This is a genomic window from Pseudomonas sp. A014 (genome assembly GCF_052378495.1).
In the GTDB taxonomy this organism is placed as follows: Bacteria; Pseudomonadota; Gammaproteobacteria; order Pseudomonadales; family Pseudomonadaceae; genus Aquipseudomonas; species Aquipseudomonas machongensis.
This window is the reverse complement of the sequence record NZ_CP199001.1, coordinates 4,039,055-4,061,909: the sequence shown is the minus strand read 5'-3', so window position 1 is coordinate 4,061,909 and position 22,855 is coordinate 4,039,055. Positions and strand designations below refer to the sequence as shown.

General features: G+C 61.6%; 20 protein-coding genes and 1 pseudogene. 19 read left to right on the top strand and 2 right to left on the bottom strand.

From position 1 onward, the window contains the following. The first annotated feature begins 52 nt into the window (after nucleotides 1–52). From ACTYOL_RS18885 to ACTYOL_RS18875, 3 genes and pseudogenes are all read left to right on the top strand, one after another. On the top strand, nucleotides 53–220 hold the full coding sequence (locus ACTYOL_RS18885; RefSeq protein WP_197891646.1) for a YhfG family protein: 168 nt from the start codon (nucleotides 53–55) through the stop codon (nucleotides 218–220). Between the two features lie 57 nt (nucleotides 221–277). Beyond that, nucleotides 278–831: pseudogene (locus tag ACTYOL_RS18880) on the top strand (Fic/DOC family protein). Nucleotides 832–925: 94 nt separating this feature from the next. Continuing rightward, a complete protein-coding gene (locus tag ACTYOL_RS18875) occupies nucleotides 926–2,737 on the top strand; it encodes an ABC transporter ATP-binding protein/permease (RefSeq protein WP_444756914.1) in 1,812 nt (603 codons plus the stop codon). 68 nt (nucleotides 2,738–2,805) lie between these two features. Here the strand turns inward: ACTYOL_RS18875 and ACTYOL_RS18870 are convergent, their stop codons facing one another. Next, nucleotides 2,806–4,470 carry an electron transfer flavoprotein-ubiquinone oxidoreductase gene (locus ACTYOL_RS18870; protein WP_063545594.1) on the bottom strand — a complete coding sequence of 555 codons (1,665 nt, stop codon included), beginning with the start codon at nucleotides 4,468–4,470 and terminating at the stop codon, nucleotides 2,806–2,808. A gap of 540 nt (nucleotides 4,471–5,010) precedes the next feature. Between ACTYOL_RS18870 and ACTYOL_RS18865 the strand changes: the two genes are divergently transcribed. The 9 genes from ACTYOL_RS18865 to ACTYOL_RS18825 all read left to right on the top strand — a co-directional run bounded on the left by ACTYOL_RS18865 (nucleotide 5,011) and on the right by ACTYOL_RS18825 (nucleotide 11,922). Continuing rightward, on the top strand, nucleotides 5,011–5,760 hold the full coding sequence (locus tag ACTYOL_RS18865) for an electron transfer flavoprotein subunit beta/FixA family protein (RefSeq protein WP_444756913.1): 750 nt from the start codon (nucleotides 5,011–5,013) through the stop codon (nucleotides 5,758–5,760). Beyond that, a complete protein-coding gene (locus ACTYOL_RS18860) occupies nucleotides 5,761–6,690 on the top strand; it encodes an electron transfer flavoprotein subunit alpha/FixB family protein (RefSeq protein ID WP_054894265.1) in 930 nt (309 codons plus the stop codon). An 83-nt stretch (nucleotides 6,691–6,773) separates the two neighbouring features. Further along, the gene (locus ACTYOL_RS18855) at nucleotides 6,774–7,595 is read left to right on the top strand and encodes a substrate-binding periplasmic protein (RefSeq protein ID WP_197891652.1); all 822 of its coding nucleotides are present in this window, start codon (nucleotides 6,774–6,776) and stop codon (nucleotides 7,593–7,595) included. 9 nt (nucleotides 7,596–7,604) lie between these two features. Further along, nucleotides 7,605–7,958, top strand: a complete 354-nt coding sequence (locus ACTYOL_RS18850; RefSeq protein ID WP_054894263.1) for a DUF4398 domain-containing protein — start codon at nucleotides 7,605–7,607, stop codon at nucleotides 7,956–7,958. Next, on the top strand, nucleotides 7,955–8,770 hold the full coding sequence (locus ACTYOL_RS18845; RefSeq protein ID WP_444756912.1) for an OmpA family protein: 816 nt from the start codon (nucleotides 7,955–7,957) through the stop codon (nucleotides 8,768–8,770). The genes ACTYOL_RS18850 and ACTYOL_RS18845 overlap by 4 nt, the downstream gene beginning before the upstream one ends. A 179-nt stretch (nucleotides 8,771–8,949) precedes the next feature. Continuing rightward, nucleotides 8,950–10,392 carry an aminotransferase-like domain-containing protein gene (locus tag ACTYOL_RS18840; protein ID WP_054894261.1) on the top strand — a complete coding sequence of 481 codons (1,443 nt, stop codon included), beginning with the start codon at nucleotides 8,950–8,952 and terminating at the stop codon, nucleotides 10,390–10,392. A gap of 60 nt (nucleotides 10,393–10,452) precedes the next feature. Next, a complete protein-coding gene (locus ACTYOL_RS18835; RefSeq protein WP_200602824.1) occupies nucleotides 10,453–10,923 on the top strand; it encodes a hypothetical protein in 471 nt (156 codons plus the stop codon). Between the two features lie 107 nt (nucleotides 10,924–11,030). Next, a complete protein-coding gene (locus ACTYOL_RS18830) occupies nucleotides 11,031–11,285 on the top strand; it encodes a YkgJ family cysteine cluster protein (RefSeq protein ID WP_054894259.1) in 255 nt (84 codons plus the stop codon). A 28-nt stretch (nucleotides 11,286–11,313) separates the two neighbouring features. After that, complete coding sequence (locus ACTYOL_RS18825; RefSeq protein WP_444756911.1) at nucleotides 11,314–11,922, top strand: START domain-containing protein; 609 nt, start codon at nucleotides 11,314–11,316, stop codon at nucleotides 11,920–11,922. A 71-nt stretch (nucleotides 11,923–11,993) separates the two neighbouring features. Here ACTYOL_RS18825 and gltA read toward each other — a convergent pair whose 3' ends face one another. Next, nucleotides 11,994–13,283: a citrate synthase gene (gene gltA, locus ACTYOL_RS18820; protein ID WP_054894257.1), complete on the bottom strand. Its 1,290-nt coding sequence runs from the start codon at nucleotides 13,281–13,283 to the stop codon at nucleotides 11,994–11,996. A gap of 351 nt (nucleotides 13,284–13,634) precedes the next feature. On the opposite strand from gltA, the gene sdhC reads away from it, so the two are divergent. From sdhC to lpdA, 7 genes are all read left to right on the top strand, one after another. Next, a complete protein-coding gene (gene sdhC, locus ACTYOL_RS18815) occupies nucleotides 13,635–14,021 on the top strand; it encodes a succinate dehydrogenase, cytochrome b556 subunit (protein ID WP_023628897.1) in 387 nt (128 codons plus the stop codon). Beyond that, the gene (gene sdhD, locus ACTYOL_RS18810; RefSeq protein WP_054894255.1) at nucleotides 14,015–14,383 is read left to right on the top strand and encodes a succinate dehydrogenase, hydrophobic membrane anchor protein; all 369 of its coding nucleotides are present in this window, start codon (nucleotides 14,015–14,017) and stop codon (nucleotides 14,381–14,383) included. The genes sdhC and sdhD overlap by 7 nt, the downstream gene beginning before the upstream one ends. 3 nt (nucleotides 14,384–14,386) lie before the next feature. Beyond that, nucleotides 14,387–16,159 (top strand): succinate dehydrogenase flavoprotein subunit, encoded by a 1,773-nt coding sequence (gene sdhA / locus ACTYOL_RS18805; protein ID WP_054894254.1) that lies wholly within the window; start codon nucleotides 14,387–14,389, stop codon nucleotides 16,157–16,159. A gap of 11 nt (nucleotides 16,160–16,170) precedes the next feature. Continuing rightward, nucleotides 16,171–16,875, top strand: coding sequence for a succinate dehydrogenase iron-sulfur subunit (locus ACTYOL_RS18800; RefSeq protein ID WP_012315348.1), 705 nt, complete (start codon nucleotides 16,171–16,173; stop codon nucleotides 16,873–16,875). Between the two features lie 244 nt (nucleotides 16,876–17,119). Next, nucleotides 17,120–19,951 (top strand): 2-oxoglutarate dehydrogenase E1 component, encoded by a 2,832-nt coding sequence (locus ACTYOL_RS18795; protein WP_063545586.1) that lies wholly within the window; start codon nucleotides 17,120–17,122, stop codon nucleotides 19,949–19,951. Nucleotides 19,952–19,993: 42 nt separating this feature from the next. After that, complete coding sequence (gene odhB / locus ACTYOL_RS18790; RefSeq protein ID WP_054894252.1) at nucleotides 19,994–21,217, top strand: 2-oxoglutarate dehydrogenase complex dihydrolipoyllysine-residue succinyltransferase; 1,224 nt, start codon at nucleotides 19,994–19,996, stop codon at nucleotides 21,215–21,217. A 95-nt stretch (nucleotides 21,218–21,312) separates the two neighbouring features. Then, nucleotides 21,313–22,749 carry a dihydrolipoyl dehydrogenase gene (lpdA, locus tag ACTYOL_RS18785; protein WP_054894251.1) on the top strand — a complete coding sequence of 479 codons (1,437 nt, stop codon included), beginning with the start codon at nucleotides 21,313–21,315 and terminating at the stop codon, nucleotides 22,747–22,749. Nucleotides 22,750–22,855 lie beyond the last annotated feature (106 nt).

Here is a 22,855-nt window from a genome sequence, read left to right as displayed (position 1 = left end):
AGCCGTTTTCGCTATAATCGAACTTCCATCACCCCGTGAGAGGCGTTGAACGGTGAAAGGCATTAGCTTGGAAACCAAAAAAGCAGCTTGGGAAAAGACTCGCCGCTCGAACTACGCAGCCAGTCTGCGCCTTGAGGGTTTTGATGTCACGCCTGACTCCGCGGAGCGTAAGCTCCCGTCCAAGGAAGAGTTGTTGCGTCACTACCGCAAGCAGGCTTGATCCTTGGATAAGTAAGGTGTCGGACAGGACGCCTACTGTTATTCCGGTACGGTCGTCCTGTGCAATCTACTGGATCTTCGTGATGATTCAGCGCTTGCCAGGGCCGAGCGGGACTTTTCCGAGCTCGCCGCCAGCCAGCTCCCATTCGAGCTCCCTCCTTATGATCTTCCCTATCTCCAGAGGCTTCATCGCGCGCTTTTTCAGGATATTTATGCGTGGGCTGGAGAAATTCGCACGCTCGATATTTCCAAAGGCCACACGCGTTTCTGCAATATGAGTCGCATTGAAGCCGAAGCTTCAAAAGTATTCAGCAGCCTTGCAGGCAAAGCTGGTATGAGGGCTATTCGCGTGCGGATCTGATCCGCGCCGTGGCAGAAAGCTTTGGCGATTTGAACATGGTCCATCCATTTCGCGAGGGAAATGGGCGAGCTCAGCGGATTCTTTATGAACACGTGATCTTGAACGCGGGTTTTGAAATCGACTGGTGGTCGGTCGATCCTGATGAGTGGGTGGCTGCGAACATAGCGGCAGTTGTTTGCGATTATTCGCCGCTGGAAGCGGTTTTCGACAAGTGCATCGGGCGGACCATCATCGGCTTGTCGCCTGTTTAGTGTTCATGGCGACGCCCAACATGAAACCTCCGTCATCTTCGCCAACCCCGGCCGGTGCTAGGCTCGAGTAAATACTCGCCACGGAAACCCCACCATGGAAATGAACTGGCACCAGGCCCTGCAAGAGAGCCTGAGCTGGCTTGCAGTCGCTTCATTGATCACCCTTGTCGGCTTCACCGCCGCCGCTTTCCTGGCGGTGCGCTTCACTCGCTGGGGCCAGCAGTTCTGGCAACTGGCAGGCGATTACTTCAGCTTCAGGCGCAGTTGGCGTCCGCTGTTGGTGTTCGCCCTGCTGCTGTTCCTGGCGCTGTTCTCGGTGCGCATGAACGTGCTGTTCTCGTTCTGGTACAACGGTTTCTATAGCGCCCTGCAGGGCATGGACCAGACGGCGTTCTGGTACCTGCTCGGGGTGTTCGCGGTACTGGCAACCATTCATGTGCTGCGTTCTCTGTTCAACTATTACGTCACCCAGTCGTTCAACATCCATTGGCGGGTCTGGCTGACCGAGCGCCTGACCGCCGACTGGATGCACGGAGATGCCTACTACCGCGGGCAATTCCTCGAAGAGCCGGTGGACAACCCGGACCAACGTATCGAACTGGACGTCAACGCCTTCGTTACCGGCTCGGTGTCGCTGGCCCTTGGGGCAGTGAGTGCGTTGGTCTCGCTGGTTGCCTTCACCGGTATTCTCTGGGGGCTGTCGGCGCCACTGGCAGTGGCTGGGGTCGAGGTGCCACGGGCGATGGTGTTTGCGGTGTACGTCTATGTGCTCATCGCCACCTGGATCGCTTTCCGCCTCGGGCGGCCGTTGATTCGCTTGAATTTCCTCAACGAGAAGCTCACGGCGAACTTCCGCTACGCACTGATGCGCTTGCGCGAGAATGCCGAGAACATTGCCTTCTACCAGGGCGCGCAGGTCGAGCGGGGCACGTTGCTCGGGCGCTTCTTCGCCTTGATCGGCAATGTCTGGGCGCTGGTCTGGCGGAGCCTGAAGTTCAACGGTTTCAACCTGGGTGTCAGCCAGGTGGCGGTGGTGTTCCCGTTTATCCTGCAGGCGCCGCGTTTCTTCAGCGGAGCGATCAAGCTGGGTGACGTGATGCAGACGTCGCAGGCGTTCGGGCAGGTGCAGGATTCGTTATCGTTTTTCCGGGAGTCCTACGACACCTTTGCCAGCTACCGCGCGACCCTCGATCGTCTCACCGGTTTTCTCGATGCCAACCACCAGGCCAGCGAGCTGCCGCACGTGGCAACTCGCGAGTTGCCGCGGGCCCTGGATATCGCAGGTTTGCAGGTGCTGCGCCCGGATGGCCACCGGTTGATTGCCGACCTGAGCCTGAACCTGCAGGCCGGGCAGGCATTGCTGATCAAGGGGCCTTCGGGCAGCGGCAAGACCACGCTGCTTCGGGCCCTGGCGGGATTGTGGCCTTATGCAGAAGGGGCGGTCGCGAGGCCTTTGGGGGCGCAGGCGCTGTTCCTGTCGCAGCGGCCTTACCTGCCGTTGGGGGATCTGCGCACCGCCATCGCCTACCCGGCCCAGGTCGGTCAGGAGCAGGATGCACGGATGCAACAGGCATTGCGGCAAGTGAACCTGGCGCATCTGGCCGAGCGCCTGGAGGAAAGCCGCGACTGGACGCGCATCCTGTCGATCGGCGAGCAGCAGCGCCTGGCGTTCGCCCGAGTATTGTTCAACCAGCCGCACGTGGTGTTTCTCGATGAGTCCACTTCGGCGATGGATGAAGGTTTGGAACATGCCTTGTATTCGCTGCTGCGCAACGAAATGCCGGAAACCTTGCTGGTGAGTGTCGGGCACCGCAGCACGCTGGCTGGCTTTCACAGCCACCGGCTGGAGGTCGATGGAAAGGGTGGTTGGGCGTTGTTCGAGCAGGACGCGGTGGTGCTGTCCTGAGTATCGGCAGCAGATGAAAAAGCCCCCTGGCATCGCTGCCAGGGGGCTTTTTTCATGCGGCGCGGGCCTTACATGTTGGGGTAGTTAGGGCCGCCGGCACCTTCTGGGGTGACCCAGGTGATGTTTTGCGACGGATCCTTGATGTCGCAGGTCTTGCAGTGCACGCAGTTCTGCGCGTTGATCTGGAAGCGCTTGCTGCCGTCTTCCTGGGTGACCACTTCGTAGACCCCGGCCGGGCAGTAACGCTGGGCCGGCTCGTCGTACAGCGGCAGGTTGGTGGCGATCGGCACGTTCGGATCGGTCAGCTTCAGGTGGCAGGGTTGTTCCTCTTCATGGTTGGTGCTGGAGAGGAACACCGAGCTGAGCTTGTCGAAGCTGAGCTTGCCGTCGGGCTTGGGGTAGTCGATCTTTTTCGCGTCGGCAGCCAGCTTCATGCAGGCGTAGTCGGGCTTGGTGTCGTGCAGGGTGAACGGCAGCTTGCCGCCGAACCAGTTCTGGTCGACATAGTTGAACGCAGCGCCGAACAGTGGCCCGAACTTGTGCATGGCCGGGCCGAAGTTGCGGCTGGCGTACAGCTCTTCATACAGCCAGCTGGCCTTGAACGCCTCGACATAGCTGTTGAGGGCGTCGCCACCTTCGCTGCCGGCGAACAGGGCATCGGCCACTGCATCGGCGGCCAGCATGCCGGACTTCATCGCCGTGTGGCTGCCCTTGATCTTGGCGAAGTTCAGGGTGCCCAGGTCGCAGCCGATCAGCGCGCCGCCGTTGAACACCATCTTCGGCAGCGAGTTCAGGCCGCCCTTGCAGATGGCACGGGCGCCGTAGCTGATCCGCTTGCCGCCTTCCAGGTACTGGCTGATCACCGGGTGGTGCTTCAGGCGCTGGAACTCGTCGAACGGCGACAGGTAGGGGTTGGCGTAGGAAAGATCGACGATCAAGCCAACTACTACCTGGTTGTTCTCCAGGTGATAGAGGAACGAGCCGCCGGTGTTCTCTGCGCTCACCACATCCAGCGGCCAGCCGGCGGTGTGCACCACCAGGCCTTGCTCGTGCTTGCTCGGGTCGATCTCCCAGATTTCCTTGATGCCGATGCCGTAGTGCTGCACGTCGGCTTCGCTGTCCAGGTCGAAGCGCTTGATCAGCTGCTTGCCGATGTGGCCGCGGCAACCTTCGGCGAACAGGGTGTACTTGGCGCGCAGCTCCATGCCGGGGGTGTACAGGCCGTCCTTGGGCTGACCTTCGCGGTCGACGCCCAGGTCGCCGGTGACGATGCCACGGACTACGCCGTTCTCGTCGAACAGCGCTTCCTGAGCGGCGAAGCCCGGGTAGATTTCCACGCCCAGGTTCTCGGCCTGCTGGGCCAGCCAGCGGCACAGGTTACCCAGCGAGATGATGTAGTTGCCCTGGTTGTGCATGGTCTTGGGCACGAACAGGTCCGGCACCTTGACCGAACTGCCCTGGTCCTTGAGCACATAGATGTCGTCGCGCTTGACCTCGGTGTTCAGCGGGGCGCCGAGTTCTTTCCAATCGGGGAACAGCTCGTTCAGCGCGCGGGGTTCGAAGACCGCGCCGGAGAGGATGTGGGCGCCGACCTCGGAGCCTTTCTCGACCACGCAGACGCTGATCTCGTTACCGGCTTCGGCGGCCTTCTGCTTCAGGCGGCAGGCGGCAGACAGGCCCGCCGGGCCTGCCCCGACGATGACCACGTCGAATTCCATGTATTCGCGTTCCACAGGTTCTCTCCTACTCAAGGCTCATCGCGTTGCTTGTCTTATGGGTGTCGGATGCCCGCTCACGGTCGGGGCAGCTGTAGCCGTGCCGGTGGCGGACTACACCGTTTTGTCTTGGCCGCGCATTATATCTACACCACTTGGCGGGTCCAATACAAACGTTTGTTTGAATTTGCCGCAGCCCAGTAAAATCACAGGAGGGCGGCTGGAGGCTGGCCAATTTGCCGTATTGACCGGATTGGGTGTTACGGTCAAGATACGAGCGGTTTTACGCTCGCCGTAGGCTGACCGTCGGGCGCAGGTGCACCTCTAAAAACCAGGCGTAGAGCAGGGAATAAAGGCCGAAACCCTTTTTGTAGTGGAGTCTACACGCCACGACAGAAAATGACCCGCGGGTTTTGCCCCGCCAGTCCGTACAGGACTGATCGGTCATGGCAAATTTCGCTCGACCCGGAACGTTTTCAGAGGTGTCCTTGTACCCACGCGCATTCGCCGGGCACGCCCCAGGCGACATTCTTTTCACCGGAGAGTAACGAGGAATCCATGAAGGTTCTTGTAGCTGTCAAACGAGTGGTCGACTACAACGTCAAGGTTCGCGTCAAGGCGGACAACTCCGGCGTCGACCTTGCAAACGTCAAGATGTCCATGAACCCCTTCTGCGAAATCGCCGTGGAAGAAGCCGTACGCCTGAAAGAGAAGGGCGTTGCGACCGAGATCGTCGCCGTTGCCGTCGGCCCGACCGCCGCCCAGGAGCAACTGCGTACCGCCCTGGCACTGGGTGCCGATCGTGCCATCCTGGTCGAGACCAGCGAGGAACTGAACTCCCTGGCCGTGGCCAAGGCGCTGAAGGCCATCGTCGATAAAGAGCAGCCGCAGCTGGTCATCCTCGGCAAGCAGGCCATCGACAGTGACAACAACCAGACTGGCCAGATGCTGGCTGCGCTGACCGGCTACGCCCAGGGCACCTTCGCCTCCAAGGTCGAAGTGGCTGGCGATAAGCTGAGCGTCACCCGTGAGATCGATGGCGGCCTGCAGACCGTCGCGCTGAACCTGCCGGCGATCGTCACCACCGACCTGCGTCTGAACGAGCCGCGCTATGCGTCGCTGCCGAACATCATGAAGGCCAAGAAGAAGCCGCTGGAGACCGTGACTCCAGATGCGCTGGGCGTATCCACCGCCTCCACCACCAAGACCATCAAAGTCGAAGCGCCTGCTGCACGCAGCGCCGGTATCAAGGTCAAGTCGGTGGCCGAACTGGTCGAGAAGCTGAAGAACGAAGCGAAGGTAATCTAAATGACTATCCTGGTTGTCGCTGAACACGAGAACGGTGCCGTAGCCCCGGCCACCCTGAACACTGTCGCTGCTGCCGCCAAGATCGGTGGCGACGTCCACGTGCTGGTCGCAGGCCAGAACGTCGGCGGCGTAGCCGAGGCTGCGGCCAAGATCGCTGGCGTTGCCAAGGTGCTGGTCGCTGACAATGCGGCCTATGCCCACGCCCTGCCGGAAAACGTCGCGCCACTGATCGTCGAGCTGGCCAAGGGCTACAGCCACGTGCTGGCCCCGGCCACCACCAACGGCAAGAACATCCTGCCGCGCGTCGCTGCGCTGCTGGACGTCGACCAGATCTCCGAGATCGTCTCGGTCGAATCCGCCGATACCTTCAAGCGTCCGATCTATGCCGGTAACGCCATTGCCACCGTGCAATCGAGCGCTGCGGTCAAGGTCATCACCGTGCGTACCACCGGCTTCGACGCCGTGGCCGCCGAAGGTGGTTCGGCTGCGGTGGAAGCCGTTGCTGCTGCCCACGACGCCGGCAAGTCGGCTTTCGTTGGCGAAGAGCTGGCCAAGTCCGACCGTCCCGAGCTGACCGCCGCCAAGATCGTCGTTTCCGGCGGCCGTGGCATGGGCAACGGTGACAACTTCAAGCACCTGTACGCCCTGGCCGACAAGCTCGGCGCCGCTGTCGGCGCTTCGCGCGCTGCGGTCGACGCAGGCTTCGTGCCGAACGACATGCAGGTCGGCCAGACCGGCAAGATCGTCGCGCCGCAGCTGTACATCGCCGTCGGTATCTCCGGCGCGATCCAGCACCTGGCGGGCATGAAGGACTCCAAGGTGATCGTCGCGATCAACAAGGACGAAGAAGCCCCGATCTTCCAGGTTGCCGACTACGGCCTGGTTGCCGACCTCTTCGAGGCGGTGCCGGAGCTGGAAAAGCTGGTCTGATCCGAGCGCTTCACTTATAAAGAAGCCCGACCCTCGTTACAGGGGTCGGGCTTTTTTTTGCATGGCTGGCAAGGAGCAAGGTAATGGCGTTTGGCAGAACGGGTCGGTTGCTGACCTGCATGGTGGCCTTGATATCCTCGCAGGCGATGGCCGCCGGCAAGTGTGAAAAGCTGGTGGCCACTGGCAGCCCGGATGCGCCGCCGTACTCCTGGCAGGACCCGAAAGACCCCCGGCACCTGATCGGTGCCAATGTCGACCTGTTGCGCCAGGTGGCGGGCGAGTTGGGGGTGAGGGTCGAGGTGCTGCATGCCGGGCGCCGCGAGCAGGCGCTGGAAGAGGTGCGCAGCGGGCGCATGGACCTGTTGTTGGACACGCCGATGCAAGTCGGCCAGTTGACCGCGCTGGACTACATCCATCCCCCCCTGCAGCTCAACGAATACCTGGTCTGGACTCGCCATGATTCGGCATTGGATTTCGACGGTCCGGCGGATCTGGCCCGCTATCAGGGCAGCCTTTCGGAGAAGGCCCGGCTGACTCCGGCGTTCGAAGCGTTCGCCAAGTCCCAGCTCAAGCTGGTGCCTGCGCAGAATCTCACCCAGGCCTTCCAGAAGCTGGTGCTGGGGCAGGTCGACTACGTATTGGCGGGACGCTATTCGGGGATGGCCATGACCCAGAGCCTGGGCATGAGCAACGACCTCGTCGCGCGCGGCCTGCCGGTGGATCGTCCGGGGCTGTACCTGGCGGTGTCGCACAATTCGGCCTGTAACGATGCCTGGCTGCGTGGGCAACTGGCGAAAAAGCTGACAGAATTGCCGATCTCTGGCGCCTCCGAGGCGGTGCTGCAGCGGAATGTGGAGCGCTGGAAAGCGCAGATGCAGATGACCGGGGACGCCCCCAAACAGTAGGAAGAATGCGTGAGAATCCAACCACTGATCCTGGTCCTGGCTGTTGCAGCCCTGGCCGGTTGTGCCAACGATCCGGCTCCTCATGAGCAGATGCGCCTGTCCGAGCAGGCGCTGGAGCAGGCCAAGGCTGTCGGCGCGACTGAGCAGGTCGAGGCGTTCAAGCTGGCCGAAGACAAGTTCGCCCGAGCCAAGACCAACATGGTCAGCGAAGACTTTCGTGATGCGCGCATGCGCGCCGAGCAGGCCGAGCTGGATGCACGCCTGGCCGAGGCTCAGGTGTTGACCCAGAAAAGTGAAGAACAGTTGAAGGTGACCGAGTCGCGTATCAAGCGCCTGCGCAAGCAACTGGAGGTGCAGCCATGAGCCGTACATTCAAGCCCGGCGCTGCCCTGGTCGTGTTGGCGTTGGCCGTCGGTCTGCAGGGTTGCGCGAGCCAGCGCAGCGAGTCGGCGTTGGACGATGCCACGGCTGCGTTCCAGAAGGTCAAGGACAACTCCGACGTGCTGCGCAGTGCACCGCGCGATGTGATCCGTGCCGGTGAGTCGCTGGCGCGTGCAGAGCGCCTGGCCAGCTATGTCGGCAGCGGCACCGATGTACGTCACTATGCCTATCTCAGCCAGCGCTACAGCGAGATCGCCCGCGAGCACGCCAATCTGGCACTGAACCAGGAGCGCCTGGCCAAGCTCGATCTGGAGCGCCAGCGTCTGCAACTGGCGCTGCGTGAGGCGAAGCTGGCCAGCGTGCAGCAGCAGGGCAAGTGGGTCGAATCGCAGATCGCCGCCCTGGCATCGGAGCAGGCCGATCGCGGCCTTGTAATGACGCTGGGGGACGTGCTGTTCGACACCGGCGAGGCGGATCTCAAGAACTCCGCCAGTCGCACGGTGCTCAAGCTGGTGCAGTTCCTGCAGCTCAACCCGCGCCGCGTGGTGCGGATCGAGGGCTACACCGACAGCACCGGGGCGTCCGAAGACAACCTGAAGCTGTCCCGTGACCGTGCGCAGTCCGTGGCGGACATGCTGGTCGACCTGGGCATCGATGAAAAGCGCATCGAGGTCGAGGGGTATGGCGATCAGTACCCGGTCGAGGTCAACGCCTCGGAGCGGGGCAGGGCGCAGAACCGCCGTGTGGAGATCGTGTTCTCCGATGAGAAGGGCAAGCTCGCGCCGCCGCGCTGAGTGCTGTTCGGGTGCTGCCTGGCACCCGCGCTGACGGTTCGTCTGTTCGCCGCTGTCAAGCAAGTGTAATGTCGACTATTCTCGGAACTGTCCCAGTACACTTTGCAACTGTTACGGTATTCTGTCTCGACTGTGAGTCGTACAAGAACAACGAACCCGTCCGCGCTTCGAGAATCACCATGACCAACCTGCTGTTGTACCAGCGCATTGCCCAGCAACTGGCCGATGACATCCGTCGCGGTGTCTACCAGCCAGGCGAGCGCGTGCCTTCCGTGCGCAAGATGAGCGCCCAGCTCAATGTCAGTCATGCCACGGTGCTGCAGGCCTACGCCAACCTCGAGGATCAGGGGCTGATCCGTGCCCGCCCGCAGTCTGGCTACTATGTCCACCAGACGCCCGCCCTGACCGCGCAGACGCCGGATATCGCCCGGGTCGAGCGCCCTGGGTTGGTCACCCGGGCCAGTATCATCCAGCAAGTGCTCACTGAAGCGCGCCGCGATGGCGTGTTCCCGTTTGGCGCTGCTGTTCCCCATGTGGACTACCTGCCGGTTCGGGCCCTGCACCAGCAGATCGCCAAGGTGACGCGGTTCCACAGCCCGCGTGCCTTCAGCTACATGTTCAGCCCGGGGTTCGAGCCGCTGCGCCGGCAGATCGCCATTCGCATGCGTGACGCTGGCGTGCTGGTCGACCCGCGCGAGGTGATTGTCACCCATGGCTGTGTCGATGCCTTGCAAATGGCGCTGCGCGTGTTGACGCGTCCTGGCGACCTGATCGCCGCCGAGTCGCCGACCTACTATGGGCTGCTGCAGTTGGCGGACTTGCTGGGCCTGAAGGTGATCGAGATTCCCAGCGACCCGTCCACCGGCATCAGCCTCGAAGCGCTGCAATTGGCTGCCAACCAGTGGTCGATCAAGGCCCTGGTGCTGACGGCGCGCCTGAGCAACCCTCTGGGCGGGACCATTCCGGAAGAGCGGCAGAAACAGTTGCTGCGCCTGGCGTCAGACTTCGATATCCAGATCGTCGAGGACGATATCTATGGCGAACTGATGTTCGAGCAGGGGCGAACCAAGGCGCTGAAGGCGTTCGACCGGCTGGATCGAGTGATTTACTGTTCGAGCTTCTCCAAGACGCTGTCGCCAGGGGTTCGGGTCGGCTGGATGATTCCTGGGCGCTACCAGGACGAGATCCAGCGCTTGCAGACCTTCACCACGCATTCGGCCTGCAGTGTCACCCAGATGGGTGTGGCGGCCTATCTCGAGAATGGCGGCTACGACCGCCACCTGCGCTTCATTCGCCAGGAGTACCGCAAAAATCTCAGTGCCTATCAGCTGGCGGTGCAGCAGCACTTCCCGGACGGCACGCAGATGACTCGGCCTACGGGTGGGTTCATTCTCTGGGTCAGCCTGCCGGGGCGAGTCAATACCCAGGAGTTGCATGTGCGGGCGCTGGAGCAGGGCATCAGCATCGCGCCTGGTCTGATCTTCAGCAACACCGAGCAATTCAACCACTGCATCCGCCTCAATTGCGGGATTCCCTGGAGCAAGGAGGCAGAGCGGGCGGTGATGACCTTGGGGCTGCTGGCCCAACAATTGTGTCGAGAGTCCGCTGTCTCGATTTTGTAGCTTGTCATAAGGGCGGGGAACAGGGAGCATAGGCATTTTGATGCCATGCTCTTGATGCCCATGAATGCGTTTCGCCCGATTGCCCTGATCCTGTGTCTTGCGCTGCCCTGGTTGCCGGGTGCGTCGGTGCAGGCTGCGCAGGTGCAGGCCAAGAGCGAAGTCTCCCAGAGCAAGACCGCCAAACCGGCGGTCAAGACCCCGGCGAAGACGGCCAGTAAACCTGCAAGCAAGCCTAAGCCAAAGCCGAAGAGCAAGCCGGTCAGCAAGGCGGCGAGCAAGCCACTGCCCAATCCCAAGCTCGATCTGAGCCTGCCGACCGAGATGGTGAAGAACCTCAAGCCGGATGTCGGCAATGCCTCGTCGACGCGCAAACCCCTGCTGCCATCGATGTTCCCCGAAAAGCCCGCGTCCGATGACAGTCCGTTCCAGCTCAACGGCCGGCTCATCAGCAACGAAATGCAGTTGCAGTTGCGCAACGACAGTCGCCGTGATGTCGAGGGTGCCGCCATCGATTTCGAATTTCGCAACTGACTGCCGAGTCACCGCGGATTTCATCGGTTCGGTAATTTCAAACATATGTTTGAGCGGTTAGTATCCAGGGATGTCCGTCCCGTCCAGTTCCAGGGAGTCCAGTTGTCATGAAATGCCGCGAGGGCTGCGGTGCCTGCTGCATTGCCCCTTCCATCAGTTCGCCGATCCCCGGTATGCCCCAGGGCAAGCCGGCGGGCGAGCGTTGCCTGCACCTGTCCGTGGACTATCTCTGCGCCTTGTTCGGCAAGCCCGAACGGCCAAAGGTCTGTGGCGGGTTCAAGGCCGAGGTGGATGTCTGCGGCAGCGATCGCGACGATGCGATCAGGATCATTGGCTGGCTGGAGCAGATGACGGCGGCGTGACGTTTGGATCTTCGACAAAAGGAACAAGATGATGAGATCGATCAAGCGCGTTGTACTGCTGTGTGGCATGGGTGTCTTGCTGGCGCCGGCGGCCTGGGCCGAGAGCTGGCAGGTGGCCAAGGACGAGGAGGGCATCAAGGTGTCCCTCAGCGAGGTGTCGGATTCCAAGTACAAGGCCTACCGTGGGGTGACCGTCATCAAGGCGCCGCTGGCCAAGGTCAAGGCGCTGCAGGAGGATGTAGCCGGCGCCTGCGCCTGGGTGCATGAGTGCAAGTCGCAGAAGCTGCTCAAGCATGAGGGCGACCAGAGCTGGACCTACACCCAGTTCAATACGCCCTGGCCAGTGACGCCGCGCGATTCGATCCTGCGCGTGACCACGGTGCAGGAGGCCGACGGCAGCCTGACCCGCAAGCTCGAGGGCGATCCGAAGTACCTGCCGGAGGAGAAGGGCTTCGTGCGCGTGGCGCAGGTCGAGGGCTTCTGGAAGCTGGTGCCCAAGGGCGACAGCACCGAGGTGACTTATCAGGTGCACACCGAGCCGGGTGGTAGCGTGCCTTCGTGGTTGGCCAACAAGTTCGTGGTGGATGCGCCGTTCAATACGCTGAAAGGCTTGCGTGAGCGGGCCGAGAAGAACTGAGGTTCTCTCGTCGAATGGCCCAATGAAAAAGGCTGCCCGAGGGCAGCCTTCTTGCGTTCAGCCTGGGCGGCTTACTTGCGGTCTTTCAGTGCGGTGATGTCGCGCTGCGGCTCGCCGGTGTACAGCTGGCGCGGACGACCAATCTTGTACGGGCCGGAGAGCATTTCCTTCCAGTGCGAGATCCAGCCCACGGTACGTGCCAGGGCGAAGATCACGGTGAACATGCTGGTTGGAATGCCGATCGCCTTGAGGATGATCCCCGAGTAGAAGTCGACGTTCGGGTACAGCGAGCGCTCGATGAAGTACGGATCGGTCAGGGCGATCTCTTCCAGGCGCATCGCCAGTTCCAGCTGCGGATCGTCCTTGATGCCCAGCTCGCGCAGGACTTCGTCGCAGGTCTGCTTCATCACGGTGGCGCGCGGGTCGCGGTTCTTGTAGACGCGGTGACCGAAGCCCATCAGTTTGAACGGATCGTTCTTGTCCTTGGCCTTGGCGATGAACTTGTCGATGTTCGAGACATCGCCGATTTCATCGAGCATGGTCAGGACCGCTTCGTTCGCACCGCCGTGGGCAGGGCCCCACAGTGCGGCGATACCGGCGGCGATACAGGCGAACGGGTTGGCACCCGAGGAGCCGGCCAGGCGCACGGTGGAGGTGGAAGCGTTCTGCTCGTGGTCGGCGTGGAGGATGAAGATCCGGTCCATCGCCTTGGCCAGCACCGGGCTGATCGGTTTGATCTCGCACGGGGTGTTGAACATCATGTGCAGGAAGTTTTCTGCGTACGACAGGTCGTTGCGCGGGTACATCATGGGTTGGCCCATGGAGTACTTGTATACCATCGCTGCAAGCGTCGGCATCTTCGCGACCAGGCGCACGGCGGAGATCTCGCGGTGCTGCGGGTTATTGATGTCCAGCGAGTCGTGATAGAACGCCGAGAGGGCGCCGACCACGCCGCACATGACGGCCATCGGGTGGGCGTCGCGGCGGAAACCGTTGAAGAAGGATTTCAGCTGCTCGTGGACCATGGTGTGGTTCTTCACGGTGCTGACGAACTGGGCCTTCTGCTCTGCGTTCGGCAGTTCGCCGTTGAGCAGCAGGTAGCAGGTTTCCAGGTAGTCCGATTGCTCGGCGAGCTGTTCGATCGGGTAGCCGCGGTGCAGCAGCACGCCCTTGTCGCCGTCGATGTAGGTGATCTTCGACTCGCACGAGGCGGTCGCCATGAAACCGGGGTCGAAGGTGAAGTGACCGGATGCCCCCAACCCGCGGACGTCGATAACATCGGGACCAACGGTGCCGGTTAAAATGGGCAGCTCTACGGGGGCTGCGCCCTCGATGACCAACTGCGCTTTTTTGTCAGCCATGTGGCCTCCTATTAATGCTTGAAATCATCAGACAGACCCCCCACGCAGGGCCCGCACCACTATAGAGGGATAAATTCGAATGTCAATTTGCCTAAAGGCTGGTTGAAACACCCTCCAAGCCCATGATTTTCACGAAATTGCCGCCCGTTTACGCCTTTTGTTCGCTAAAGGCAATGCGCTATTCGGGCTAGCCCCTTACGTTGTCATAAGCAGCCTAACTGTCTATACTCGGCAGCCGACTCCCAGGGGCTTTCCAGCCCGCCCTGCTGGGTGTCGTGTTCTCTTCGGTGGTGGGTACCTGACCAGTACACTTACCAACAACTTTGCCCTGTTCGCTAGGGGCTCTTCAGTGTGAAAAAAGCCGTGAAAAGCCAACGACCTGTAAACCTAGACCTAAGGACCATCAAACTCCCGATCACCGCGTACACGTCCATTCTTCACCGTATTTCCGGCGTCATCCTGTTCCTCGGCCTTGCCATCATGCTGTACGCATTGGGCAAGTCGCTGGGTTCCGAGGAAGGCTTTGCCGAGGTGAAGGCGTGTCTGACCAGTCCGCTGGCCAAACTGGTGACCTGGGGCCTGCTGTCCGGCCTGCTGTATCACCTCGTCGCAGGTGTTCGCCACCTGATCATGGACATGGGTGTCGGTGAGACGCTGGAAGGCGGCAAGCTGGGCTCGAAAATCGTGATCGTCATCTCCGTGGTGCTGATCGTTCTGGCGGGAGTTTGGGTATGGTAACTAATGTCACGAACCTGTCGCGTTCGGGCCTCTATGACTGGATGGCGCAGCGCGTCTCGGCGGTCGTTCTCGCGGCTTACTTCATCTTCCTGATCGGCTACCTCGCGATCCACCCGGGCATCGACTATGCCCAGTGGCACGCTCTGTTCTCCAACAACGCGATGCGGATCTTCAGTCTGCTGGCACTCGTTGCCCTGGGCGCTCACGCCTGGGTCGGCATGTGGACCATTGCCACCGACTACCTGACGCCGATGTCGTTCGGCAAGTCGGCGACTGCGATTCGTTTCCTGTTCCAGGCGGTATGCGGCGTTGCGATGTTCGCTTACTTCGTCTGGGGTGTGCAGATTCTCTGGGGTATCTGATTCATGGCTAACATTCCAACCATTTCCTTCGACGCCATCATCATCGGTGGCGGCGGTGCGGGCATGCGCGCAGCACTGCAGCTGGCTCAAGGCGGCCACAAGACCGCAGTAGTCACCAAGGTGTTCCCGACCCGTTCGCACACTGTATCCGCCCAGGGCGGCATCACCTGCGCCATCGCTTCGGCCGACCCGAACGACGACTGGCGCTGGCACATGTACGATACCGTCAAGGGTTCCGACTACATCGGTGACCAGGACGCTATCGAGTACATGTGTCAGGAAGGCCCGGCTGCGGTTTTCGAGCTGGACCACATGGGCCTGCCGTTCTCGCGTACCGAAACCGGCCGTATCTACCAGCGTCCGTTCGGTGGCCAGTCCAAGGACTTCGGCAAGGGCGGCCAGGCTGCGCGTACTTGCGCCGCGTCCGACCGTACCGGTCACGCCCTGCTGCACACCCTCTATCAGGGCAACCTGAAGGCGGGCACCACCTTCCTCAACGAGTACTACGCCGTTGACCTGGTCAAGAACCAAGACGGCGCTTTCGTCGGTGTGATCGCGATCTGCATCGAAACCGGCGAAACCATGTACATCAAGTCCAAGGCCACCGTTCTGGCCACCGGCGGTGCGGGCCGTATCTACGCCTCCACCACCAACGCCCTGATCAACACTGGCGACGGTATCGGCATGGCCCTGCGTGCAGGCGTGCCGGTGCAGGACATCGAGATGTGGCAGTTCCACCCGACCGGTATCGCCGGCGCCGGTGTACTGGTCACCGAAGGTTGCCGCGGTGAGGGTGGCTACCTGATCAACGCCCACGGCGAGCGCTTCATGGAGCGTTACGCGCCGAACGCGAAGGACCTGGCTGGTCGCGACGTGGTCGCCCGTTCCATGGTCAAGGAAATCATCGCCGGCAACGGCGTGGGCCCGAACAAGGACCACGTACTGCTGAAGCTGGACCACCTGGGCGAGGAAGTGCTGCACAGCCGCCTGCCAGGCATCTGCGAGCTGTCCAAGACCTTCGCCCACGTCGACCCGGTGGTCGCGCCGGTTCCGGTCGTGCCGACCTGCCACTACATGATGGGCGGCGTTGCCACCAACATTCATGGCCAGGCCATCACCATGGACGCCGAAGGCAAGGATCAGATCATCCCAGGCCTGTTCGCTGTGGGTGAAGTGGCGTGCGTATCGGTTCACGGTGCCAACCGCCTGGGCGGCAACTCGCTGCTCGACCTGGTGGTATTCGGTCGCGCTGCCGGCCTGCACCTGGAAAAGGCACTGAGCGACGGCGTCGAGTACCGCGACGCGAGCGACACCGATGTCGACGTTGCCCTGAACCGCCTGAACAAGCTCAACGAGCGCACCACTGGCGAAGATGTCGCAAGCCTCAAGCGCGAGCTGCAGAGCTGCATGCAGAACTACTTCGGTGTATTCCGTACTGGCGAATACATGCAGAAGGGTATCGAGCAGTTGGCCGGCCTGCGTGACCGCATTGCCAACGTCAAGATCAACGACAAGTCCCAGGCCTTCAACACCGCGCGTATCGAAGCGCTGGAGCTGCAGAACCTGCTGGAAGTTGCCGAAGCGACCGCCATCGCAGCCGAAGCCCGTAAAGAGTCCCGCGGCGCGCACGCCCGTGAAGACTTCGAAGACCGTGACGACGAGAACTGGCTGTGCCACACCCTGTACTACCCGGGTGAGAAGCGCGTCGCCAAGCGTGGCGTCAACTTTGCGCCGAAGACAGTTCCTGCCTTCGAACCAAAAGTCCGGACTTACTAAGGGTGGCCGCTATGTTGAAAGTCGAAGTTTATCGTTACAACCCGGACACCGACTCGGCGCCCAAGATGGAGTCGTTCGACGTCGATACCGGTGGCAAGGACCTGATGGTGCTGGACGTACTGGCGCTGATCAAGGAGAAGGACGAGGGCTTCTCGTACCGTCGCTCCTGCCGTGAAGGCGTTTGCGGTTCCGATGGCATGAACATGAACGGCAAGAACGGCCTGGCCTGCATCACCCCGCTTTCGGGTGTGGTCAAGGGCAACAAGCTGGTCCTGCGTCCGCTGCCAGGTTTGCCGGTCATTCGTGACCTGGTCGTCGATATGAGCATCTTCTACAAGCAGTACGAGAAGGTGAAGCCATTCCTGCAGAACGACACTCCGGCTCCGGCCATCGAGCGTCTGCAGTCGCCGGAAGATCGCGACAAGCTGGACGGTCTGTACGAGTGCATCCTGTGCGCTTGCTGCTCGACCTCCTGCCCATCGTTCTGGTGGAACCCGGACAAGTTCCTGGGCCCCGCCGCGTTGCTGCAGGCCTATCGTTTCCTGGCCGACAGCCGTGACACCAAGACGCAAGAGCGTCTGGCGTCGCTGGATGACCCGTTCAGTGTGTTCCGCTGCCGCGGGATCATGAACTGCGTGAACGTCTGCCCGAAGGGTCTGAACCCGACCAAGGCGATCGGCCACGTACGTAACATGCTGCTGCAGAGCGGCACCTGATTCAAAAATGTTGCACCAGCAGTAAGCCGAAGCGCGGGTGGTGAGCCCGCGCCGAGGTAAAACCCGAGCAAGGGCCCAAAAAGCCCGCGCTCATTACCTATGAAGATATGAGACCAGCAGGGGCTTCCGGGCTGGTACCCGGAAAATCTGCAGGATCCAGGTGGCGTGGTTAGTCGCTGTGTTCGGACTTTTCCAGGTTTGCGTGGTTCTTGCCGATCCGTCCCCTAACCGAGGGTGACCAAGCATGCAAGAAAGCGTGATGCAGCGCATGTGGGAAAGCGCCCACCTTTCAGGTGGTAACGCTGCATATGTGGAAGAGCTCTACGAGCTCTACCTGCACGACCCTAACGCTGTGCCAGAAGAGTGGCGCACCTACTTCCAGAAGTTGCCCGCCGACGGCAGCACCGCTACCGACGTATCGCACTCTACGATCCGCGACCATTTCGTACTGCTGGCAAAGAACCAGCGCCGCGCCCAACCGGTTTCCGCCGGGAGCGTGAGCAGTGAACACGAGAAGAAGCAGGTTGAAGTGCTGCGACTGATCCAGGCCTATCGTATGCGCGGCCATCAGGCTGCCAAGCTCGACCCGTTGGGGTTGTGGCAGCGCCCTGCGCCTGTAGACCTGTCGATCAATCACTACGGCTTGACCAATGCCGACCTTGATACGACCTTCCGTGCCGGCGACCTGTTCATCGGCAAAGAGGAAGCGAGCCTACGCGAAATCTTCGAGGCGCTGCAGAAGACATATTGTCGCACCATTGGCGCCGAGTTCACCCACATCGTCGATTCCGAGCAGCGCAGCTGGTTCCAGCAGCGTCTCGAAAGCGTTCGTGGCCGTCCTGATTTCTCCGTTGACGTGCAGACTCACCTGCTCGAGCGCGTTACCGCGGGTGAAGGCCTGGAGAAATACCTGGGCACCAAGTACCCGGGTACCAAGCGCTTCGGTCTGGAAGGCGGCGAAAGCCTGATTCCGATGCTGGACGAAATGATCCAGCGTTCCGGCTCCTACGGCACCAAGGAAGTCGTGATCGGCATGGCCCACCGTGGCCGTCTGAACGTGCTCGTCAACACCTTCGGCAAGAACCCGCGCGAGCTGTTCGACGAGTTCGAAGGCAAGAAGATGAACGAGCTGGGCTCCGGTGACGTGAAGTATCACCAGGGCTTCTCCAGCAACGTCATGACCCCTGGTGGTGAAGTCCACCTGGCAATGGCGTTCAACCCGTCCCACCTGGAAATCGTCTCGCCAGTGGTAGAGGGTTCGGTTCGTGCCCGCCAGGACCGCCGCAACGACACTGTCGGCGACAAGGTCCTGCCGATCTCGATCCACGGCGACGCGGCCTTCGCAGGCCAGGGCGTGGTCATGGAAACCTTCCAGATGTCGCAGACCCGCGGTTTCAAGACCGGCGGTACCGTGCACATCGTGATCAACAACCAGGTCGGTTTCACCATCAGCAACCCGCTGGACGCGCGCTCCACCGAGTACGCCACCGACGTGGCCAAGATGATCCAGGCGCCGATCCTGCACGTGAACGGCGACGATCCGGAAGCTGTGCTGTTCGTGACGCAATTGGCCATCGACTACCGCATGCAGTTCAAGCGTGACGTGGTGATCGACCTGGTCTGCTACCGTCGTCGCGGCCACAACGAGGCCGACGAGCCGAACGGCACCCAGCCGCTGATGTACCAGCAGATCACCAAGCAGCGCACCACCCGTGAGCTGTACGCAGACGCGCTGATTCAAGCCGGTCGCATCGACGCCGAGCGCGCTCAGGCCAAGATCGACGAGTACCGCAACGCGCTGGACAACGGCCTGCACGTGGTCAAGAGCCTGGTCAAGGAGCCGAACCGCGAGCTGTTCGTCGACTGGCGTCCGTACCTGGGCCATGCCTGGACCGCGCGTCACGACACGCGCTTCGACCTCAAGACCCTTCAGGAGCTGTCGGCCAAGCTGCTCGAGCTGCCGGAAGGTTTCGTCGTCCAGCGCCAGGTCGCCAAGATCTACGAAGATCGCCAGAAGATGCAGGCCGGTGGCTTGCCGATCAACTGGGGTTACGCAGAGACCATGGCCTACGCCACTCTGCAGTTCGAAGGTCACCCGATCCGCATGACCGGCCAGGACATCGGCCGTGGCACCTTCTCGCACCGTCACGCGGTGCTGCACAACCAGAAGGACGCCAGCACCTACGTTCCGCTGAAGAATCTGTTCCCGGGCCAGCCGAAGTTCGAACTGTACGACTCCTACCTCTCTGAAGAAGCTGTACTGGCCTTCGAATACGGCTACTCCACCACCACGCCGAACGCGCTGGTGATCTGGGAAGCTCAGTTCGGTGACTTCGCCAACGGTGCGCAGGTGGTGATCGACCAGTTCATCACCAGCGGCGAGCACAAGTGGGGTCGTCTGTGCGGCCTGACCATGCTGCTGCCACACGGCTACGAAGGGCAGGGTCCCGAGCACTCCTCGGCGCGTCTGGAGCGCTACCTGCAGCTGTGCGCCGAGCACAACATTCAGGTGTGCGTACCGACCACGCCGGCGCAGATCTACCACCTGCTGCGTCGTCAGGTCATCCGTCCGCTGCGCAAGCCGCTGATCGTGCTGACGCCAAAGTCGCTGCTGCGCCACAAGCTGGCCATCTCGACGCTGGAAGATCTGGCAGAAGGTTCGTTCCAGACCGTGATCCCGGAAATCGATGCCATCGATCCGGCCAAGGTCGAGCGCCTGGTGCTGTGCAGCGGCAAGGTCTACTACGACCTGCTGGAAAAACGCCGTGCCGAAGGCCGCGAAGACATCGCCATCGTGCGTATCGAGCAGCTGTATCCGTTCCCTGAGGACGACCTGGTCGAGATCCTGGCGCCTTACACCAACCTCAAGCATGCAGTGTGGTGTCAGGAAGAGCCGATGAACCAGGGTGCCTGGTACAGCAGCCAGCATCACATGCGCCGTATCCTGGGCCGCCACAACAAGGCGCTGGTCCTGGAGTACGCCGGTCGCGACGCTTCTGCCGCGCCAGCCTGTGGTTACGCATCGAAGCACGCCGAACAGCAGGAAAAGCTGCTGCAAGACGCGTTCACTGTCTAATGCCTTCGCGCACCTGAAACCGAATTTAAGGAAACACTGATAATGGCTATCGAGATCAAAGCCCCAACCTTCCCGGAATCGGTTGCCGATGGCACCGTTGCCACCTGGCACAAGAAGCCGGGCGAAGCCGTCAAGCGTGACGAGCTGATCGTCGACATCGAGACCGACAAGGTCGTCCTGGAAGTCCTGGCCACCGCCGATGGCGTGCTGGGCGACATCGTCAAGGGCGAGGGCGACACCGTCCTGTCCGACGAAGTCCTGGGTTCGATCGTTGAAGGTGGCACTGCTGCTGCAGCTCCTGCTGCCGCCGCCGCTCCTGCTGCCGCTCCGGCCGCTGCTGGCGCCGACGCTGGCGAAGACGACCCGGTTGCCGCCCCTGCCGCGCGCAAGCTGGCCGAAGAGAACGGCATCGACCTGGCGACCGTTTCCGGTACCGGTAAAGGCGGTCGCATCACCAAGGAAGATGTGGTGGCTGCAGTCGCCAACAAGAAGTCGGCCCCTGCCGCACCTGCTGCCAAGCCGGCTGCTGCTGCCGCTGCTCCGGTTGTCGTCGCTGCTGGCGATCGCACCGAGAAGCGCGTGCCGATGACCCGCCTGCGCGCCAAGATCGCCGAGCGTCTGGTCGAAGCCCAGTCGAGCATGGCCATGCTGACCACCTTCAACGAAGTCGACATGACCGAAGTCATGGCCCTGCGTTCGAAGTACAAGGACCTGTTCGAGAAGACCCACAACGGCGTACGCCTGGGCTTCATGTCGTTCTTCGTCAAGGCTGCCACCGAGGCGCTGAAGCGCTTCCCGGCAGTCAACGCTTCGATCGATGGCAACGACATCGTCTACCATGGCTACGCGGACGTCGGCGTTGCCGTCTCCAGCGACCGTGGCCTGGTGGTACCGGTGCTGCGCAATGCCGAGTCGATGTCGCTGGCCGAGATCGAGAACGGCATCGCCACCTTCGGCAAGAAGGCCCGTGACGGCAAGCTGTCGATCGAAGAGATGACCGGCGGTACCTTCACCATCACCAACGGTGGTACCTTCGGCTCGATGATGTCGACCCCGATCGTCAACCCGCCGCAGGCCGCGATCCTGGGTATGCACAACATCATCCAGCGTCCGATGGCGATCAATGGCCAAGTGGTCATTCGCCCGATGATGTACCTGGCGCTGTCCTATGACCACCGCCTGATCGACGGCAAGGAAGCGGTAACCTTCCTGGTGACCATCAAGAACCTGCTGGAAGATCCGTCCCGTCTGCTGCTGGACATCTAATCACGCAGCTGCACGCTGCAGGCGACAGGCTCCCGACCGGAGCAGGTCGCCTTGCCGCGTGCGGCTTGTAGCTTGAAGCTGATAAGGAATCTTTTATGACCCAGAAATTCGACGTAGTGGTGATTGGTGCGGGTCCTGGCGGCTATGTTGCTGCCATCAAGGCTGCCCAACTTGGTCTGAAGACTGCCTGTATCGAGAAGTACACCGACGCCGAGGGCAAGCTGGCCCTGGGCGGCACCTGCCTGAACGTAGGTTGCATTCCTTCCAAGGCGCTGCTGGACAGCTCCTGGAAATACAAGGAAGCAAAAGAAAGCTTCAACGTCCACGGCATCTCCACTGGCGAAGTGAAGATGGACGTCGCCGCGATGGTTGGCCGCAAGGCTGGCATCGTCAAGAACCTGACCGGTGGCGTTGCCACCCTGTTCAAGGCCAACGGCGTTACTTCGATCCAGGGCCACGGCAAGCTGCTGGCTGGCAAGAAAGTCGAAGTCACCAAGGCTGACGGTACCACCGAAGTCATCGAAGCCGAGAACGTGATCCTGGCCTCCGGCTCGCGTCCGATCGACATTCCGCCGGCTCCGGTCGACCAGAACGTCATCGTCGACTCCACCGGCGCCCTGGAATTCCAATCGGTACCCAAGCGCCTGGGCGTGATCGGCGCTGGCGTCATCGGCCTGGAGCTGGGCTCGGTCTGGGCTCGCCTGGGTGCTGAAGTGACCGTGCTGGAAGCGCTGGACACCTTCCTGATGGCTGCCGACACCGCCGTCTCGAAAGAAGCTCAGAAGACCCTGACCAAGCAAGGCCTGGACATCAAGCTGGGCGCGCGCGTCACTGGCTCCAAAGTCAACGGCGACGAAGTCGAAGTCACCTACACCAACGCCGAAGGCGAGCAGAAGATCGTCTTCGACAAGCTGATCGTTGCGGTCGGCCGTCGTCCTGTGACCACTGATCTGCTGGCTGCCGACAGCGGTGTGAACATCGACGAGCGTGGCTACATCTTCGTCGACGACTACTGCGCCACCAGCGTGCCGGGCGTCTACGCCATCGGCGACGTGGTTCGCGGCATGATGCTGGCACACAAGGCCTCGGAAGAGGGCATCATGGTCGTCGAGCGCATCAAGGGCCACAAGGCTCAGATGAACTACGACCTGATCCCTTCGGTTATCTACACCCACCCGGAAATCGCGTGGGTCGGCAAGACCGAACAAGCATTGAAAGCCGAAGGCGTTGAGGTTAACGTGGGCACCTTCCCGTTCGCGGCCAGCGGCCGTGCGATGGCTGCCAACGACACCGGTGGCTTCGTCAAGGTCATCGCCGATGCCAAGACCGACCGCGTACTGGGTGTTCACGTGATCGGCCCATCGGCTGCCGAGCTGGTTCAGCAAGGCGCGATCGCAATGGAATTCGGCACCAGTGCCGAGGACCTGGGCATGATGGTCTTCAGCCATCCGACCCTGTCCGAAGCGTTGCATGAAGCAGCGCTGGCTGTGAATGGCGGTGCCATTCACGTGGCCAACCGTAAGAAGCGTTAATTATAAAAACCACGGCGGGCTGCCCGTCGTGGGTCTTGCGTGCAAGATCCACCGCGGAATGTCCGCCGGACCGGGCCACCGGAAAAATCCGGGGTTAACGGTCACA

Excerpts from the sequence above, each read along its gene's own strand:
- odhB (WP_054894252.1), top strand. The coding sequence starts at position 19,994 with ATGGCTATCGAGATCAAAGCCCCAACCTTCCCGGAATCGGTTGCCGAT.
- ACTYOL_RS18860 (WP_054894265.1), top strand. The coding sequence starts at position 5,761 with ATGACTATCCTGGTTGTCGCTGAACACGAGAACGGTGCCGTAGCCCCG.
- ACTYOL_RS18830 (WP_054894259.1), top strand. The coding sequence starts at position 11,031 with ATGAAATGCCGCGAGGGCTGCGGTGCCTGCTGCATTGCCCCTTCCATC.
- ACTYOL_RS18840 (WP_054894261.1), top strand. The coding sequence starts at position 8,950 with ATGACCAACCTGCTGTTGTACCAGCGCATTGCCCAGCAACTGGCCGAT.
- ACTYOL_RS18875 (WP_444756914.1), top strand. The coding sequence starts at position 926 with ATGGAAATGAACTGGCACCAGGCCCTGCAAGAGAGCCTGAGCTGGCTT.
- sdhD (WP_054894255.1), top strand. The coding sequence starts at position 14,015 with ATGGTAACTAATGTCACGAACCTGTCGCGTTCGGGCCTCTATGACTGG.
- gltA (WP_054894257.1), bottom strand. The coding sequence starts at position 13,283 with ATGGCTGACAAAAAAGCGCAGTTGGTCATCGAGGGCGCAGCCCCCGTA.
- lpdA (WP_054894251.1), top strand. The coding sequence starts at position 21,313 with ATGACCCAGAAATTCGACGTAGTGGTGATTGGTGCGGGTCCTGGCGGC.
- ACTYOL_RS18855 (WP_197891652.1), top strand. The coding sequence starts at position 6,774 with ATGGCGTTTGGCAGAACGGGTCGGTTGCTGACCTGCATGGTGGCCTTG.
- ACTYOL_RS18835 (WP_200602824.1), top strand. The coding sequence starts at position 10,453 with ATGAATGCGTTTCGCCCGATTGCCCTGATCCTGTGTCTTGCGCTGCCC.
- ACTYOL_RS18845 (WP_444756912.1), top strand. The coding sequence starts at position 7,955 with ATGAGCCGTACATTCAAGCCCGGCGCTGCCCTGGTCGTGTTGGCGTTG.
- ACTYOL_RS18865 (WP_444756913.1), top strand. The coding sequence starts at position 5,011 with ATGAAGGTTCTTGTAGCTGTCAAACGAGTGGTCGACTACAACGTCAAG.
- ACTYOL_RS18825 (WP_444756911.1), top strand. The coding sequence starts at position 11,314 with ATGATGAGATCGATCAAGCGCGTTGTACTGCTGTGTGGCATGGGTGTC.
- sdhA (WP_054894254.1), top strand. The coding sequence starts at position 14,387 with ATGGCTAACATTCCAACCATTTCCTTCGACGCCATCATCATCGGTGGC.
- ACTYOL_RS18795 (WP_063545586.1), top strand. The coding sequence starts at position 17,120 with ATGCAAGAAAGCGTGATGCAGCGCATGTGGGAAAGCGCCCACCTTTCA.
- ACTYOL_RS18800 (WP_012315348.1), top strand. The coding sequence starts at position 16,171 with ATGTTGAAAGTCGAAGTTTATCGTTACAACCCGGACACCGACTCGGCG.